Source organism: Acidovorax sp. Root568 (assembly GCF_001427445.1).
GTDB lineage: Bacteria > Pseudomonadota > Gammaproteobacteria > Burkholderiales > Burkholderiaceae_C > Acidovorax > Acidovorax delafieldii.
Genome location: NZ_LMGP01000015.1, coordinates 489,217 through 503,629, shown reverse-complemented (window position 1 = coordinate 503,629; position 14,413 = coordinate 489,217). Strand labels below are relative to the sequence as shown.

General features: G+C 66.3%; 11 protein-coding genes. 9 read left to right on the top strand and 2 right to left on the bottom strand.

The annotated features are described in order from the left end of the window. Positions 1–80: 80 nt before the first annotated feature. The 3 genes from ASD75_RS14135 to ASD75_RS14125 all read left to right on the top strand — a co-directional run bounded on the left by ASD75_RS14135 (position 81) and on the right by ASD75_RS14125 (position 3,402). Positions 81–1,061 (top strand): substrate-binding domain-containing protein, encoded by a 981-nt coding sequence (locus ASD75_RS14135; RefSeq protein WP_056746514.1) that lies wholly within the window; start codon positions 81–83, stop codon positions 1,059–1,061. A gap of 113 nt (positions 1,062–1,174) precedes the next feature. Beyond that, entirely contained in the window at positions 1,175–2,185 is a 1,011-nt protein-coding gene (locus tag ASD75_RS14130; RefSeq protein ID WP_056746513.1) for a sugar phosphate isomerase/epimerase, read from the top strand. Positions 2,186–2,238: 53 nt separating this feature from the next. Further along, a complete protein-coding gene (locus ASD75_RS14125; RefSeq protein ID WP_056746511.1) occupies positions 2,239–3,402 on the top strand; it encodes a Gfo/Idh/MocA family protein in 1,164 nt (387 codons plus the stop codon). Positions 3,403–3,443: 41 nt separating this feature from the next. Here the strand turns inward: ASD75_RS14125 and ASD75_RS14120 are convergent, their stop codons facing one another. Next, the gene (locus ASD75_RS14120; RefSeq protein WP_056746509.1) at positions 3,444–3,800 is read right to left on the bottom strand and encodes a hypothetical protein; all 357 of its coding nucleotides are present in this window, start codon (positions 3,798–3,800) and stop codon (positions 3,444–3,446) included. A 287-nt stretch (positions 3,801–4,087) separates the two neighbouring features. Then, positions 4,088–5,572 (bottom strand): PLP-dependent aminotransferase family protein, encoded by a 1,485-nt coding sequence (locus ASD75_RS14115; protein ID WP_056746734.1) that lies wholly within the window; start codon positions 5,570–5,572, stop codon positions 4,088–4,090. Positions 5,573–5,742: 170 nt separating this feature from the next. Between ASD75_RS14115 and ASD75_RS14110 the strand changes: the two genes are divergently transcribed. The 6 genes from ASD75_RS14110 (at position 5,743) to nusA (ending at position 14,400) form a co-directional block, all read left to right on the top strand. Then, on the top strand, positions 5,743–6,555 hold the full coding sequence (locus tag ASD75_RS14110) for a c-type cytochrome (protein WP_056746507.1): 813 nt from the start codon (positions 5,743–5,745) through the stop codon (positions 6,553–6,555). Between the two features lie 14 nt (positions 6,556–6,569). After that, entirely contained in the window at positions 6,570–7,850 is a 1,281-nt protein-coding gene (locus tag ASD75_RS14105; protein WP_056746505.1) for a cytochrome c, read from the top strand. A 59-nt stretch (positions 7,851–7,909) separates the two neighbouring features. Further along, a complete protein-coding gene (locus tag ASD75_RS14100) occupies positions 7,910–8,311 on the top strand; it encodes a thioredoxin family protein (RefSeq protein ID WP_056746498.1) in 402 nt (133 codons plus the stop codon). Between the two features lie 201 nt (positions 8,312–8,512). Further along, positions 8,513–11,863 (top strand): DEAD/DEAH box helicase, encoded by a 3,351-nt coding sequence (locus ASD75_RS14095; RefSeq protein WP_056746733.1) that lies wholly within the window; start codon positions 8,513–8,515, stop codon positions 11,861–11,863. 375 nt (positions 11,864–12,238) lie between these two features. Then, positions 12,239–12,835, top strand: coding sequence for a ribosome maturation factor RimP (gene rimP / locus ASD75_RS14090; RefSeq protein ID WP_056746496.1), 597 nt, complete (start codon positions 12,239–12,241; stop codon positions 12,833–12,835). A gap of 80 nt (positions 12,836–12,915) precedes the next feature. Beyond that, positions 12,916–14,400 carry a transcription termination factor NusA gene (gene nusA / locus ASD75_RS14085; protein WP_056063891.1) on the top strand — a complete coding sequence of 495 codons (1,485 nt, stop codon included), beginning with the start codon at positions 12,916–12,918 and terminating at the stop codon, positions 14,398–14,400. The last annotated feature ends 13 nt before the right edge of the window (positions 14,401–14,413 follow it).

The following is a 14,413-nucleotide window of genomic DNA, read 5'->3' as shown; positions in this document are numbered from 1 at the left end:
TTTGCGTGCATTTGTTTTTCAAGGTGTTCCCCAGCCGGCCAGCTTTCTTGGCCATATTCCAAAGCAACAGGAGACAACGCATGAACAGCCAACTTTCTTCTTTCACCCGCCGCTTGGCCCTCACGGCCGTGGGCGCCGCTGCCTTCGCATTGGCCGCACCCGCCATGGCGCAGGCCAACAAAACGGTGGTGGGCGTGGCCATTCCGTCGGCCACGCACGGCTTTACCGGCGGCATCGTGTACTGGGCCAACCAGGCCAAGAAGGACCTGGAGAAGGCCCACCCCGGCCTGCAGGTCATCGTGAAGACCGCTGGTGGCGCGCCCGAGCAGGCCAACCAGCTGCAGGATCTGGTGACGGTCAACAAGATCAACGCGTTGGTCATCTTCCCCTTCGAATCCGCAGCGCTGACCAAGCCCGTGGCCCAGGTCAAGGCCAAGGGCGTGTACGTGACGGTGGTGGACCGGGGCCTGACCGACACCAGCGCGCAGGACGCGTATGTGGCGGGTGACAACACGGCGTTTGGCAAGATTCCGGCCGAGTACATCGCCAAGGCGCTGGGCGGCAAGGGCAACGTGGTGGCCATGCGCGGCATTGCGACCACGCTGGACAACGAGCGCATGGACGCGTTCAACAGCGTGCTGAAGAACCACCCCGGCATCAAGCTTCTGGATGCCAAATACGCCAACTGGAACCGCGATGACGCCTTCAAGGTGATGCAGGACTACCTCACCCGCTTCCCGCAGATCGACGCCGTGTGGGCCGCCGACGACGACATGGCCGTAGGCGTGCTCAAGGCCATCGAGCAGGCCAAGCGCAAGGACATCAAGCTGGTGTTTGGCGGCGCGGGTGCCAAGGGCATGATCAAGACGCTGATGGATGGCAGCAACCCGCTGATCCAGGCCAACGTGTCGTACAGCCCCAAGTTCATCTACGACTCGATCAAGCTCACGGCCGAGGCGCGCATCAAGGGCGAGAAGCTGCCCGCCAACACCATCATTCCGTCGGTGCTGATCACCAAGGAAACGGCGAAGGACTTCTACTTCCCTGATTCGCCTTTCTGATGGCGTTTTGAATCAAATAGGCCTGTAGCGCCTATTCATCATGCGCTGGCAGCTATCAAAAACATAGCTGCTGGCTGCAATGTATCTGCAACCCCACGCCCCTTGGAGTAGCCATGCCAAGACCCGTCACCCTCTTCACCGGCCAGTGGGCCGACCTGCCTTTGGCGCAACTCGCGCCCCTGGCCAAAAGCATGGGCTACGACGGCCTGGAGCTGGCCTGCTGGGGCGACCATTTCAACGTGCAGGAGGCGCTGTCGTCGCCTCAGTACGTCAAGGACAAACATGCGCTGCTGGCCCAGCACGGCCTGCAGTGTTTTGCCATCGGCAACCACCTGGTGGGCCAGGCCGTGTGCGACCTGATCGACGAGCGCCACCAATCCATCTTGCCGCTCCATGTGTGGGGCGATGGCGAGCCCGAGGGCGTGCGCCAGCGGGCAGCGGCCGAGCTGGCAGACACCGCGCGTGCAGCGGCCAAGTTCGGTGTGAAGACGGTCACCGGTTTTACGGGTTCGTCGGTGTGGCATTCGATCTATGCGTTCCCTCCCACCACGCAGGCGTATTGGGACAAGGGCTTTGCTGATTTCGCCAAGCGCTTCGGCCCCATCCTCGATGTGTTTGAAGAGCACGACATCAACTTTGCGCTCGAAGTGCACCCCACCGAGATCGCGTTCGACATTGCCTCGGCCGAGCGCGCGATTGCAGCCGTGGGCGGCAACAAGCGCTTCGGCTTCAACTACGACCCGAGCCATCTGGCCTACCAGGGCGTGGACTACGTGAAGTTCATCCGCCAGTTTGCCGACCGCATCTACAACGCCCACATGAAGGACGTGTGGTGGGGCAAGGGCGACGGCACGGTGGGCACCTTCGGCGGGCACACCAGCTTTGGCGATGCGCGGCGGAACTGGGACTTTCGCAGTGTGGGACGCGGGATGATCGATTTCGAATCCATCATCGTCGCGCTCAACGACATCGGTTACCAGGGCCCGCTCTCGGTGGAGTGGGAAGACAGCCGCATGGACCGCGTACACGGCGCCACAGAGAGCGCGGCGTTCTGCAAGCGGCTGGATTTCAAGCCCGCCGCCGGTGCATTCGACGCCGTGTTTGCGCGCGACAAGCAGGCCTAGCCGCTGCCCATTTCCAAAACCATAACAACACACAGCGAGCAAAGGCGTTTCGTATGTCCAGTCCCCAAAAGCTCCGCTACGCCATGGTCGGTGGCGGCCACGGCGCCTTCATCGGCGCGGTGCACCGCATGGCGATGGCGCTCGACGGCCAGTTCGAGCTGGTGGCCGGTGCGCTCTCGTCATCGCCCGAACGGGCGCGCGCATCCGGCGCCGAACTGGGCCTGGCGGACGAGCGCAACCACGGCAGCTGGCAGGACCTGCTGGCCGACGAACTGCGCCGCCCCGCACATGAGCGCATCGACCTGGTGAGCATCGTCACCCCCAACCACATGCACCACCCGGTGGCGCTGGCGTTTGTTCAGGCAGGCTTTCATGTGGTGTGCGACAAGCCGCTGGTGCACACCAGCGCACAGGCCGACGAGCTGGTGGCTGCCGTGAAGAAGGCGGGCACCGTGTTCGGCGTGACCTACAACTACACCGGCTACCCCATGGTGCGCGAGGCGCGGCACCTGGTGCACAGCGGTGCTCTGGGCCTGCTCCGCAAGATCACCGTCGAATACAACCAGGGCTGGCTGGCCACCGCAGTGGAAGAGGGCGGCGCCAACAAGCAGGCCGACTGGCGGCTGGACCCGGCGCGCAGCGGCAGCGCAGGCACGCTGGGCGACATCGGATCACACGCCGAAAATCTGGCCGCCACCGTCACCGGCCAGCACCCGGCCTGGGTGTGTGCCGACCTCACCACCTTTGGCGCCGGGCGCAGACTGGACGACGACGCCCAGCTGCTGCTGCGCTACGACAGCGGCGCACGCGGCTTCATCGTGGCGTCGCAAGTGGCAGCGGGGCTGGACAACGACCTGCGCCTGCAGGTGTCGGGCACGCTGGGCACCATCACCTGGCGGCAGGAAGACCCCAACCAACTCGTCCACTCCCCGGTGGACGGCCCGCGCCGCATCCTCACCCGCGGCTCGCCCTGGCTCAGCCCGGCGGCGCTGCAGGCCGGGCGCATTCCTGCGGGCCACCCCGAGGCCTTCATCGAAGCGTTCGCCAACGTCTACCTGGGTGTTGCTGCCGACATCCGCGCGCGGCAGGCAGGCACGGCGGCCGACCCCCTGCACGCCGACTACCCGCGCGTGGAAGACGGGGCGCGTGGCGTGCACTTTATCGAGCGGGTGTTGGCCTCTGCTGCCGGTGAGCAGAAGTGGACGGCGGTGGGTTGACCTGGCTCCAGGTCGGCTGAGAACCTGAACAGGCTCTGAAATCAGGGGTAGCCGTCTGCCAGCTGAAACCGCTGGTCAAAGTTCATCTTGCCCAGCACGCGCAGCGCCGCGTTGCGGGTGGCGTTGTCCACCTTGCTGATGTCCAGGCTGTAGCGCTTGGCGGTGGACACTACGTCCACACATTTGTGGCCCCATTGCACCGCGACCAGCAGGGCGGGGCGCTGGCCTGCCTCGGCACCCACCGACACGCCGCGTTGCTCGGGCCGCAGCATGAATTCGAGGTGGGGGGTGCGCACCAGGGTGAGGCGGTCGGCGCCCCGGGGGCCCAGGGCAAACGAGATAACCCAGTCGTCTTCGTCTTCCACCGTCACAAACGGAACATGCTGGGGTGCGGCCATGGTGCTGGGCGTTGGGTTGGAGGGCGGGGCGGGTGGTCCGCCGTGGTGCACTGCCCAGGGTATGGGCGGGCGCCAGTATGCCGCTGCAAGCGCCGTGCCTGCTGCGGGAGAACCCGAGGTTGGGCTTTTCCAACGCGGTGCGTGGGATGTCAGCCTGGTGCAAGGCAGGCGCAGCGTGTGTTGGGTGGTGCGATGCAGTGTGGTCGGGCGAGGGGGTTGCACGCCGGGTTCGGGGCCAGGGTTTTGATGAAAATCGGCCTGTGCGCTAGGTCGGTATGTCTTTGTAGCTATTGTTTTGATAGTCTTTTTGGCCGCGCCGGTCTCTCTGTCGCGGCGGTCGCCAAGCCCGTGGCCAGTTGGCCCACGGTGCGCAGTGCTGGTTCCAGCCGCCCCTGCGCTGGATGCCCGTAGTTGATGCGTACGCAGTGCGCAAACCGCTGGTCGGCCGAGAAGATCTGCCCGGGCGCGAGGCTGATGCCCTGCTGCAGTGCCAGTCGGTGCAGTTCCAGCGCGTTCACTTCAGTCGGCAGCTCCACCCACAAGAAGTACCCACCCTCAGGCCGCGATACGCGGGTGCCGGGTGGGAAGTGCTGCGCTACGGCCGCCAGGGCCAGCGCCTGCTGCTCGGCCAGGCTGCGGCGCAGCTGGCGCAGGTGCCGGTCGTAGCCGCCCTGGGCCAGGTATTCCGACAGCGCCTGCTGTGACGGCGTGGCAGCCGATAGTGTGGTCATCAGCTTGAGCCGCTGCACCGCCTTGGCCTGGCGGCCCGCCGCCACCCAGCCCACCCGGTAGCCGGGCGCTAGGCTTTTGCTGAATGAGCTGCAGTGCATCACCAGCCCCTCGGTATCAAACGCCTTGGCTGGGGGCGGGCGCTGGGGGCCAAAGTGCAGCTCGCCATACACGTCATCCTCGATCAGCGGCACGCCGTGGCGCGCCAGCAGGGCGACCAGCTCGCGCTTCTTGTCCTCGGGCATCAGGCTGCCCAGCGGGTTCTGAAAACTGGGCATGAGCCAGCAGGCCTTGATGGGCTGGTGGGGTGTTTGCCGCTCCAGTGCTTGCGCCAACGCTGCCAGGTCGATGCCATCGCGCGGGTGGGTGGCGACTTCCAGCGCCTGCAGGTTCAGCCGCTCCAGGGCCTGCAACGCGGCGTAAAAGGTGGGCGATTCGACCACCACCACGTCGCCGGGCTGGGTGACGGCCTCCAGGCAGAGGTTGAGCGCCTCCATGGCGCCGTTGGTGATGATGATTTCTTCCACATCCACCGCCATGCCGTGCACGCCGTAGCGCAGTGCAATCTGCTGGCGCAGGCGTTCGTCGCCGGGCGGCAGGCTTTGCACGATGGTCCACGGGTCGAGCTTGCGCATGCCGCTGCCCAGGCAGCGCGCCAGGCGCTCCAGTGGAAACAGCTCCAGCCCTGGAAAGGCCGAGCCCAGCGGCACCAGGTCGCGGTCGCGCGCCAGGCCCAGCACCTCGAACACCAGGTCGCTGATGGCCACGCCGGTGGAGGTGGCGGCGGGCTGCGAGGGCTGGGGCTCCGCGGGTCGAACCTCGGCCGTACCCGGTAGCCGGGCGCTGACGTAGTAGCCCGAGCGCGGGCGCGCATGGATCAGGCCCTGGGCCTCCAGCAGGTAATACGCCTCGAACACGGTGGACGGGCTGATGCCCCGTGTGCGGCTGGCCTCGCGCACCGAGGGCACGCGGTCGCCGGGACGCAGGGCGCCGCTGTGGATGAGCTGGGCAATGGCGTCGGCGTGGCGTTCGTAGCGCTTCATGGGCAGGGCCGGGTTGATGCAGGGCAAACTGATCTGTATTTTTAACTCGAAACTGAATCTGTACTGTTCTTGGGGGCGGGCGTAGAGTGGCGGACTGTGTGGGCGCACGCCTTGCGTGTTTGGCCGCTGTGTGCCACCCAACCGTTTCTTTCCCGGACAAAAAGATCCCCATGACCGATTGCCTGCGCAGCTTGCTGCGCCCTGTTCTCAGCCTGCCTGCGGCCACTGCCCTGTTGGCGCTGGCCTTGAGCGCTGGCGCTGTGGCCCAGACGGTGCCTGCCAGCACCACCCCTGCTACCCCGGTGGCCACTGCATCCACTGCGGCCGCGGTACCCGCGTCTTCCATGTCTTCACGCGTGCTGGCCTGCACCGCCTGCCACGGCAAGGAAGGCCGTGCCACGCCCGACGGCTACTTTCCGCGCATTGCGGGCAAGCCGGCGGGCTATCTGGCCAACCAGCTGCTCAACTTTCGGGACGGACGCCGCAGCTACCCGCAGATGGGCTACCTCATCGAGCACCTGACGGACGATTACCTGCGCGAGATGGCCGAGCACTTTGCCGCGCTCGACTTGCCGTACGCACCGCCGCCTGCACCACAAGCGCCTGCCGCCGCGCTGGAGCAGGGCCGTCAGCTGGTGCAGCAGGGCGACGCGGCGCGCCGCATTCCGGCCTGTGTGGCCTGCCACGGTGCGGCCATGACGGGCGTGACACCGTCCATCCCCGGCCTGCTGGGCCTGCCGCGTGACTACCTCAACAGCCAGCTGGGCGCCTGGAAGACCGGCCAGCGCCGCGCGCACGTGCCCGACTGCATGGCCGATATTGCCCGCCAGCTCACGCCCGATGACGTGAGCGCGGTCTCGGCCTGGCTGGCTGCCCAGCCCGTGGCGGCGGGTGGCAAGCCGGCCCGCACGCTGCCCGCCGCCATGCCGGCGCGCTGCGGCGGTGTGGCGGAGGTTCCCGTCGCTGCTGCGGCGGCACGCTGAGAAGGGATGCACCGATGAAACGCATCCTCTGGACCCTCTCTTCCGTGCTGGCGGCGCTCGGCATTGCCGCCGCCGTGCTGATCACCCTGAACCTGCGTGGCGAAGAGCCGCTGCCGGCCGCCGAGACGCTGCAATCCACGCCCGTGCTGGTGCAGCGCGGCGAATACCTGGCCCGCGTCGGCAACTGCTTGGCCTGCCACACCACCCAGGGCGGCGCGCCGTTTGCCGGTGGTCGCGGCATCGAGACGCCCTTTGGCGTGGTGCACAGCTCCAACCTCACGCCCGACAGGGTGCAAGGCATTGGCAGCTGGACCTCGGCCGAGTTCTGGCGCGCCATGCACCACGGCCGCAGCAAGGACGGACGGCTGCTGTACCCGGCCTTCCCGTACCCCAACTACACGCAGGTGACGCGCGATGATTCGGACGCCATCTTTGCCTATCTGCAAAGCGTGCCCGCTGCGCCAGATGCCAACCGCGCCCATGCGCTGCGTTTTCCGTACAACACGCAGGCGGCATTGGCCGTGTGGCGTGCGCTGTTCTTCGCACCCGGAGCGCCCAGCGCCGAACCCACACAGACGGCGGAATACAACCGGGGCGCCTATCTGGTCAACGGCCTGGGCCATTGCACCGCCTGCCACACGCCCCGCAATGCACTGGGCGCCACGTCGGACGCCAAGGCCTTCACCGGCGGGTTGATCCCGGTGCAGAACTGGTATGCCCCCGCACTCAATGCGGCGCACGAGGCGGGCGTGAAGGAGTGGCGCACCGACGACGTGGTGGCACTGCTCAAGACCGGCGTGGCCCCGCAGGGCTCGGTGCTGGGCCCCATGGCCGAGGTGGTGTTTCGCAGCACGCAGTACCTGAGCGACGCCGATGCGCGCGCCATGGCCGTGTACCTGCAGGGCCTGCCGCAGCAGGATCGCAAGGCGCCTGCCACCGTGGCCGCCCCCCCGGCCAGCGCGATGGCGCGGGGCGGCAAGGTGTACGAGCAGCAGTGCGCGCAGTGCCACGGCGACCGGGGGCAGGGCGAACCCGGCGCGTTTCCGGCACTGGCGGGCAACCGCGCCATCACGCTGGCCGATCCCACCAACCTGGTGCGCGTGGTGCTGCAGGGCGGCTACCTGCCCGCCACCGCAGGCAACCCGCGTCCGCACGGCATGCCGCCGTTTCAGCAGACCTTGTCGGACGAGGAGGTGGCGGCGGTCACCACGTTTGTGCGCAACAGCTGGGGCAACCAGGCGCCAGGTGTGGGTACCATCGAGGTCTATCGCGCGCGTGAGCGCCGCGGCATGTAGCGCCAGGCCCGGGGCCCGCGCCCGCCGCCCCGCAGCGCGGCCCTCCAGGAGCCCTTTTGATGTCCAGTCCCGCCGCACTGCCCCAACCCACCCCCACGAGCCCTGGTGCCGCCACGCCCAGCGGCTGGTGGGCCGTGTGCCTGTGTGCAGCGTGGTGTGGCACCTGCGGCATTTATCGCCCCTTGTTCGACGAATTGGCCCGTGCACACCCGGACGTGCGGTTTGAATGGGTGGACATCGAAGACGAATCCGATCTGGTCGGGGACCTGGATGTGGAGACCTTTCCCACCCTGCTGATTGCCGACGGCGAGCGAGCCCTGTTCCTGGGCCCGTTGTTGCCGCAGGCGCCAGTGCTCACGCGGTTGTTGACCAGCCTGCAGGCGGCAGCGCCCGGCAGTGCCGGGGCGGGGGGCGAGGCCCAGAGCGTTTTCGAGCGGGTGCGCGCAGCACGCCGCGCCTAGCGGGCGGGCTTGCGGGCTGGCAGCGGTGGCTACCGTACCATCGCCCACATCTTGAATGCTCTTTTTTTGATAGCTGACGGCGCATGATCCACTAGCGCTACAGCCACTTTTTTCTCGAAATCTGTGTCCACACCCCCTCCACCCTGGTTCCCGCTCAACTCGCTGCAGGCCCAGTGCGACAAGGGCACCTGGGAGCGGGGCATGGAGCTGTACCGCCAGGCAGATGTGGTGCGCGTGGGGCTCCAGCAACAGGCCGAGGGCCGCTGGGCCTTGGCGGGTGAAGTGCAGGGCAGCTCGCCCGACCCGTACGAAGTGTCCGTGCAACTGGTGCTTGCGCCCAATGGCCAGGTCAAGCAATGGTCGGGCGATTGCAGTTGCCCCGTGGGGGCAGATTGCAAGCACGCCGTGGCCCTGGCCCTGGAGGCCGCGCACCGCGACCCGGCGCAGGGCCCATCGTCCACGCGGGCCGCCGATGCGCTCAAGACCATGCAGGAGCGCAAAGAGGCCCTGGCGCGCGCCGAGGCCGAGGCGCGGCTGGTGCACTGGCTGCAGGAGTGGGACCGCGCTTTGGGCGGTGCGGTGCCGCAGGAGCCAGTCGCACGGCCGGGGCGGCCCGAGTGTTATCTCTATCTCGTCTCTACCGTAGGGCGGGCGCGCACCAGCGTGCCGCAGTTGCAGCTGGAAGCCGTGGTGTCGTACCCCAAGCTCACGGGGGGCTGGGCCAAGCCGCAACAGATCCGCACCCAGCCCGCGCCCGGCCAGGCGGTGTACGACCGCGCCAGCGATGCCGACCGCCAGGTGCTGCAGCTGCTGCGTGCCATGCCCCGCAGCGTGGGGTACTACTCGGCCTACAGCGTCGCGCCCATTGGGGTGCTGGAGGGGGCGGTGGGCTTGCTGGCGCTGGAGCAGGCTGCGGCCACGGGTCGTCTGTTCGTCGATGCGGGTGGGTCCACCGTGGGCGAGCCTTTGCGATGGGGCGATCCGCTGCCCATCGCGTGGGCATGGCAGGCGTCCACGCCCGCGCAAGGCGGCGAGGCCGTCTGGGGCCTGCGGGCCAGTCTGCCAGGCGACACCGCCATCCTGTGCGATAACCATCCGCCCTTGTACCTGGACGCCGGCCGGGGCGTCTGCGGCCCGGTGCACGCCGAGGGCCTGAGCCCGGCCCAGGTGGCCATGCTGCTCAAGGCCCCCGCGCTCAGTGCTGCGGCGCTGCAAAAACACCATGCCGAGGTGGTGCGCCGCATTGGCGGGGTGTTGCCGTTGCCGCCGGCGCTAGGTCCGCTCACGCAGGTGCGGGGGGTGAAGCCCGTGGCGCGCCTGCATCTGGCGCCGTCATCTCCGAACCAGGTGGCTGAAATGGGGCTGATCACCGCGCACTTGCGTTTTGACTACCAGGGCCATGTGGGCTGGTGGGCTGGGCAGGAGCTGGCGGTACTGGTGCCCGGTGCCGACGGCGGCCAGGTGCTGCTGCAGCGCGATGCGGTGGCTGAGCGGCATGCCGTTGAGCGTCTGGAAGGTCTGGGTCTCCTGGCTACCGACGACGGCCTGTTCGGCATCCCTGGTGAGCGTGCGCAGGATGACTGGATGCATTGGGCAGACAACGGCTTTGCAGGGCTGCGCGACGAGGGTTTTGATGTCACGCTGGACGCGGCGCTGCATGGCTGGGTGCAACACGCCGACCGACTGGATGTGGTGCTGCAGCCTGAGGGGGATGACGCGACCACATCGCCCTGGTTTGCGCTGTCGCTGGGCATGGAGATCAATGGTGTGCGCCACAACATCCTGCCCTGGCTGCCCGATCTGATTGCCGCCGCGGCGGCGCAGCCGCTGGACCCTGCGACGGGCTTGCCCCAGCTGCCGGGACATGTCTACATGCCCTCGTTGACCGGTGCCGGGTTTGTGCGCCTGCCGACAGATACCCTGCGGCCCTGGATGGCAGCGCTGCTCGATCTCGCGGGCGACCGCGCGCGTGACTTCAACGCCGACCGCCTGAAGCTCTCGCGCCTGGACGCCCTGCGCACCAGTGCTGCGCTGGGCGAGGGCGCGGTGTGGCAAGGCGCAGCTGCCTTGCGCGACATGTTGGCCCAGCTGCGGGGCGCCACTGCCTTGCCCGAGGTGCCGCTGCCCGCCAGCGTGTGTGCCACGCTGCGCCCGTACCAGCAGCAAGGCCTGAACTGGCTGCAGTTTTTGCGGGCCCACGGCCTGGCCGGTGTGCTGGCCGACGACATGGGCCTGGGCAAGACCCTGCAGACCCTGGCGCATATCCAGGTCGAAAAGGACGCTGGGCGGCTGACGTGCCCTGCGCTGGTCATTGCGCCCGTGAGCCTGATGGGCAACTGGCAGCGCGAGGCCGCTCGCTTTTGCCCGGGCCTGCGGTGCCTGGTGCTGCATGGCGCGGATCGCCATGAAGTGGCCGATGAAGTCACCGAGTACGACCTGGTCATCGCGCCGTATTCGCTGCTGCAACGCGACCGAGACCGCTGGCTGGCGCACCAGTGGCACCTAGTGGTGCTGGACGAGGCCCAGAACATCAAGAACGCCAGCAGCCAGGCCGCACAGGTGGTCAGCGAACTGCAGGCGCGCAACCGGCTGTGCTTGTCGGGTACGCCCATGGAAAACCACCTGGGCGAGGTCTGGAGCCTGTTCCACTTCTTGATGCCGGGCTTTTTGGGCAGTCAAACGCGCTTCAAGGAGGTGTTTCGTACGCCCATCGAAAAGCAGGGCGACGGTGCGCGCATGGCCCAGTTGCGCGCCCGCATCACCCCCTTCATGCTGCGGCGGACCAAGGCGCTGGTGGCAGGGGAGCTGCCGCCCAAGGTCGAATCGGTCATGCCTGTGGAGCTGACCGGCGCGCAGGCGGACCTGTACGAAACCATCCGCCTGGGCATGGAGAAGACCGTGCGCGAAGCACTGCAGTCCAAGGGGCTGGCGCCATCGCAGATCACCATCCTGGATGCGCTGCTCAAGCTGCGGCAGGTGTGCTGCCACCCGCAGCTGGTGCCGCTGGACGCAGCCAAGGCCGTGGAGACATCGGCCAAGCTGGACCATTTGATGACGCTGCTGCCCGAAATGTTGGCCGAGGGGCGGCGCATTTTGCTGTTCTCGCAGTTCACCAGCATGCTCAGGCTGATTGAGACCGAGCTGAAAAAGCGCGAACTGCCCTGGGTCAAGCTCACGGGGCAGAGCCAAAAGCGCGACGCGATCATCGAGCAGTTCACCAGCGGGCAGGTGCCTTTGTTTCTCATCAGCCTCAAGGCGGGCGGGGTGGGGCTGAACCTGCCGCAGGCCGACACGGTGATCCATTTCGACCCTTGGTGGAACCCGGCGGTGGAAAACCAGGCCACCGACCGCGCCCACCGCATGGGTCAGACGCAAAGCGTGTGGGTGATCAAGCTGGTGGCGCAGGGGACGATCGAGGAGCGCATCCTGGCCCTGCAGGAGCGCAAGGCGCAGCTGGCGGGCAGCTTGTACAGCGGAGCTGCTGCCCGCAAGGAGCCGCTCTTCACCGAAAGCGATCTGGCAGAACTGCTGCAGCCGCTATCACTGTCATAGCTGCTGGTGCAGGTTGGACAAGCGTGTGGTGCCATTGAGGCAGGGCACCGCCCGGAAGGCCGCATGGACACTGGCTTGGGCGTCCTGCCTGAGCGTGTTGACAACAGTTTTCCCTGCCTGCGCCTTTGCAAATCAACACTTTGCACGCTACAATACGAATCTCACGACCAAACGGGCGGGTACTAACCGCCCGTTTTTTTTGGTCGAACGCTTTTGGAGCTCGAAGCTGTCGGGGAAGAGTCTCCGGGGGTTATCGGGTTTTTTGTTTTGGATTTGCGCAAATGAGGGGCACAAACAGTGCTTCTGGTGGGCGGGCTGGTTGCCTGGTCCTGATTGGCGCAAGTTGTGTGGTTTATCCGGGATTGAACTGAACACGTGGCATTGCAGCAAGTCGTTGAACAAATTGTGACGGGACTGGGATATGACCTGGTGGAGATCGAGCGCTCTGCCGGCGGCCTGTTGCGCGTCACCATCGACTTGCCTTGGGTGCAGCCGGCCGCTGATGCACTCCAGCCCGTGGTCGAGCAGTTCGTGACGGTCGAGGATTGCGAGAAGGTCACCCGCCAACTGCAGTTTGCGCTGGAGGTTGACGGCGTCGAGTACAAGCGCCTCGAAGTGTCATCCCCTGGTATCGACCGGCCCTTGCGTCACGAGCAAGACTTCGTGCGCTTTGAAGGCTCTGTCATCGACATCACCCTGAAGGCGCCCATCGGCGCCGCAGCAGCGGGAGGCCAGGTCAACGCCACCCGCAAGAAATTTCGCGGCACGCTGGAGCGGGCCGAGGCCGGAGGCTGGCAGATCGTCTGGAGCGACGAGCCGCCGGTCAAGCCAGGACAAAGAGTCAGCAAGAAACGCGTGCCCGCCCCGTTGCAGGCGATGGGCTTCACCTTGGACGAATGCCGGGATGTGCGCCTTGCGCCCATCGTGGACTTCAAGGGGCGCGCAGGCAAGGCCGGGGCTGCACCTGCCTGATTTGCTGCTGAAAATTGTGGGGTGGGTGGCTGCAGTGCGTTGCCTTGCCCTCGGGTGATTGAAAACAGGAGAGTCGTCGCATGAATCGCGAATTGTTGATGTTGGTTGAGGCCATTTCGCGCGAAAAGAACGTGGAGCGTGATGTGGTCTTGGGCGCCGTGGAGTCGGCCCTGGCCCAGGCTACCAAGAAGCTGTACCAGGGCGAGGTGGACATTCGCGTGTCCGTGGATCGCGACAGCGGCAACTACGAGACTTTCCGTCGCTGGCTGGTGGTGCCCGACGATGCGGGCCTGCAAAACCCCGAAGCCGAAGAGCTGCTGATGGATGCGAAGGATCGCATCCCAGACATCGAAGTCGGCGAGTACATCGAAGAGGGTGTCGAGTCGGTGCCCATCGGTCGCATCGGCGCCATGGCTGCCAAGCAGGTCATCCTGCAGAAGATCCGCGACGCTGAGCGCGAAATGTTGCTCAACGACTTCATGTCGCGCGGCGAGAAGATCTTCACCGGCACCGTCAAGCGCATGGACAAGGGCGACATCATTGTCGAGTCCGGCCGCGTGGAAGGCCGTCTGCGCCGCAGCGAAATGATCCCCAAGGAAAACCTGCGCAGCGGCGACCGCGTGCGGGCCATGATCATGGAAGTGGACCTGACGCTGCGCGGCGCTCCCATCATCCTGTCGCGTTCGGCGCCTGAGTTCATGATCGAACTCTTCCGCCAGGAAGTGCCCGAGATCGAGCAAGGCCTGCTGGAGATCAAATCCTGCGCCCGTGACCCCGGCTCGCGTGCCAAGATCGCCGTGCTGTCCCATGACAAGCGCGTGGACCCCATCGGCACCTGCGTCGGCGTGCGTGGCACCCGTGTGAACGCGGTGACCAACGAGCTTGCTGGCGAGCGCGTGGACATCGTGCTGTGGTCCGAAGACCCCGCACAGTTCGTGATTGGCGCACTGGCTCCGGCCAACGTGTCCTCCATCGTGGTCGATGAAGAAAAGCACGCTATGGATGTGGTCGTGGACGAGGAAAACCTCGCCATCGCCATCGGCCGTGGTGGTCAGAACGTGCGCCTGGCGTCCGACCTGACCGGCTGGAAGATCAACATCATGGACGCCGCTGAAAGCGCGCAAAAGCAGGCCAACGAGACCGATACGGCCCGTAAGCTGTTCATGGAAAAGCTCGATGTGGACGAGGAAATCGCCGACATCCTGATCTCCGAAGGCTTCAACAGCCTCGAAGAAGTGGCCTACGTTCCCCTGCAGGAAATGCTGGAGATCGAAAGCTTCGATGAAGACACCGTCAACGAGCTGCGGGCCCGTGCCAAGGACGCGCTGCTCACCATGGAAATTGCCCGTGAGGAAAGCGTGGAAGAGGTCTCCCAGGACCTGCGCGACCTCGAAGGCCTCACCCCTGAGCTGATTGCCAAATTGGCCGAAGGCGGTGTGCACACACGTGACGACCTGGCCGATCTGGCCATTGATGAACTGACCGACCTGACCGGACAGTCTGAAGAGGAAGCCAAAGCCTTGATCATGAAGGCGCGCGAACACTGGTTCGCGGGGCAAGAGTAAAGGTCAGGGAGGC

What these genes read in the sequence shown, in the direction of transcription:
- ASD75_RS14135 (WP_056746514.1), top strand. Translation starts at nt 81, where the DNA reads ATGAACAGCCAACTTTCTTCTTTCACCCGCCGCTTGGCCCTCACGGCC.
- ASD75_RS14100 (WP_056746498.1), top strand. Translation starts at nt 7,910, where the DNA reads ATGTCCAGTCCCGCCGCACTGCCCCAACCCACCCCCACGAGCCCTGGT.
- ASD75_RS14125 (WP_056746511.1), top strand. Translation starts at nt 2,239, where the DNA reads ATGTCCAGTCCCCAAAAGCTCCGCTACGCCATGGTCGGTGGCGGCCAC.
- ASD75_RS14120 (WP_056746509.1), bottom strand. Translation starts at nt 3,800, where the DNA reads ATGGCCGCACCCCAGCATGTTCCGTTTGTGACGGTGGAAGACGAAGAC.
- ASD75_RS14115 (WP_056746734.1), bottom strand. Translation starts at nt 5,572, where the DNA reads ATGAAGCGCTACGAACGCCACGCCGACGCCATTGCCCAGCTCATCCAC.
- ASD75_RS14110 (WP_056746507.1), top strand. Translation starts at nt 5,743, where the DNA reads ATGACCGATTGCCTGCGCAGCTTGCTGCGCCCTGTTCTCAGCCTGCCT.
- ASD75_RS14130 (WP_056746513.1), top strand. Translation starts at nt 1,175, where the DNA reads ATGCCAAGACCCGTCACCCTCTTCACCGGCCAGTGGGCCGACCTGCCT.
- ASD75_RS14095 (WP_056746733.1), top strand. Translation starts at nt 8,513, where the DNA reads ATGGAGCTGTACCGCCAGGCAGATGTGGTGCGCGTGGGGCTCCAGCAA.
- nusA (WP_056063891.1), top strand. Translation starts at nt 12,916, where the DNA reads ATGAATCGCGAATTGTTGATGTTGGTTGAGGCCATTTCGCGCGAAAAG.
- ASD75_RS14105 (WP_056746505.1), top strand. Translation starts at nt 6,570, where the DNA reads ATGAAACGCATCCTCTGGACCCTCTCTTCCGTGCTGGCGGCGCTCGGC.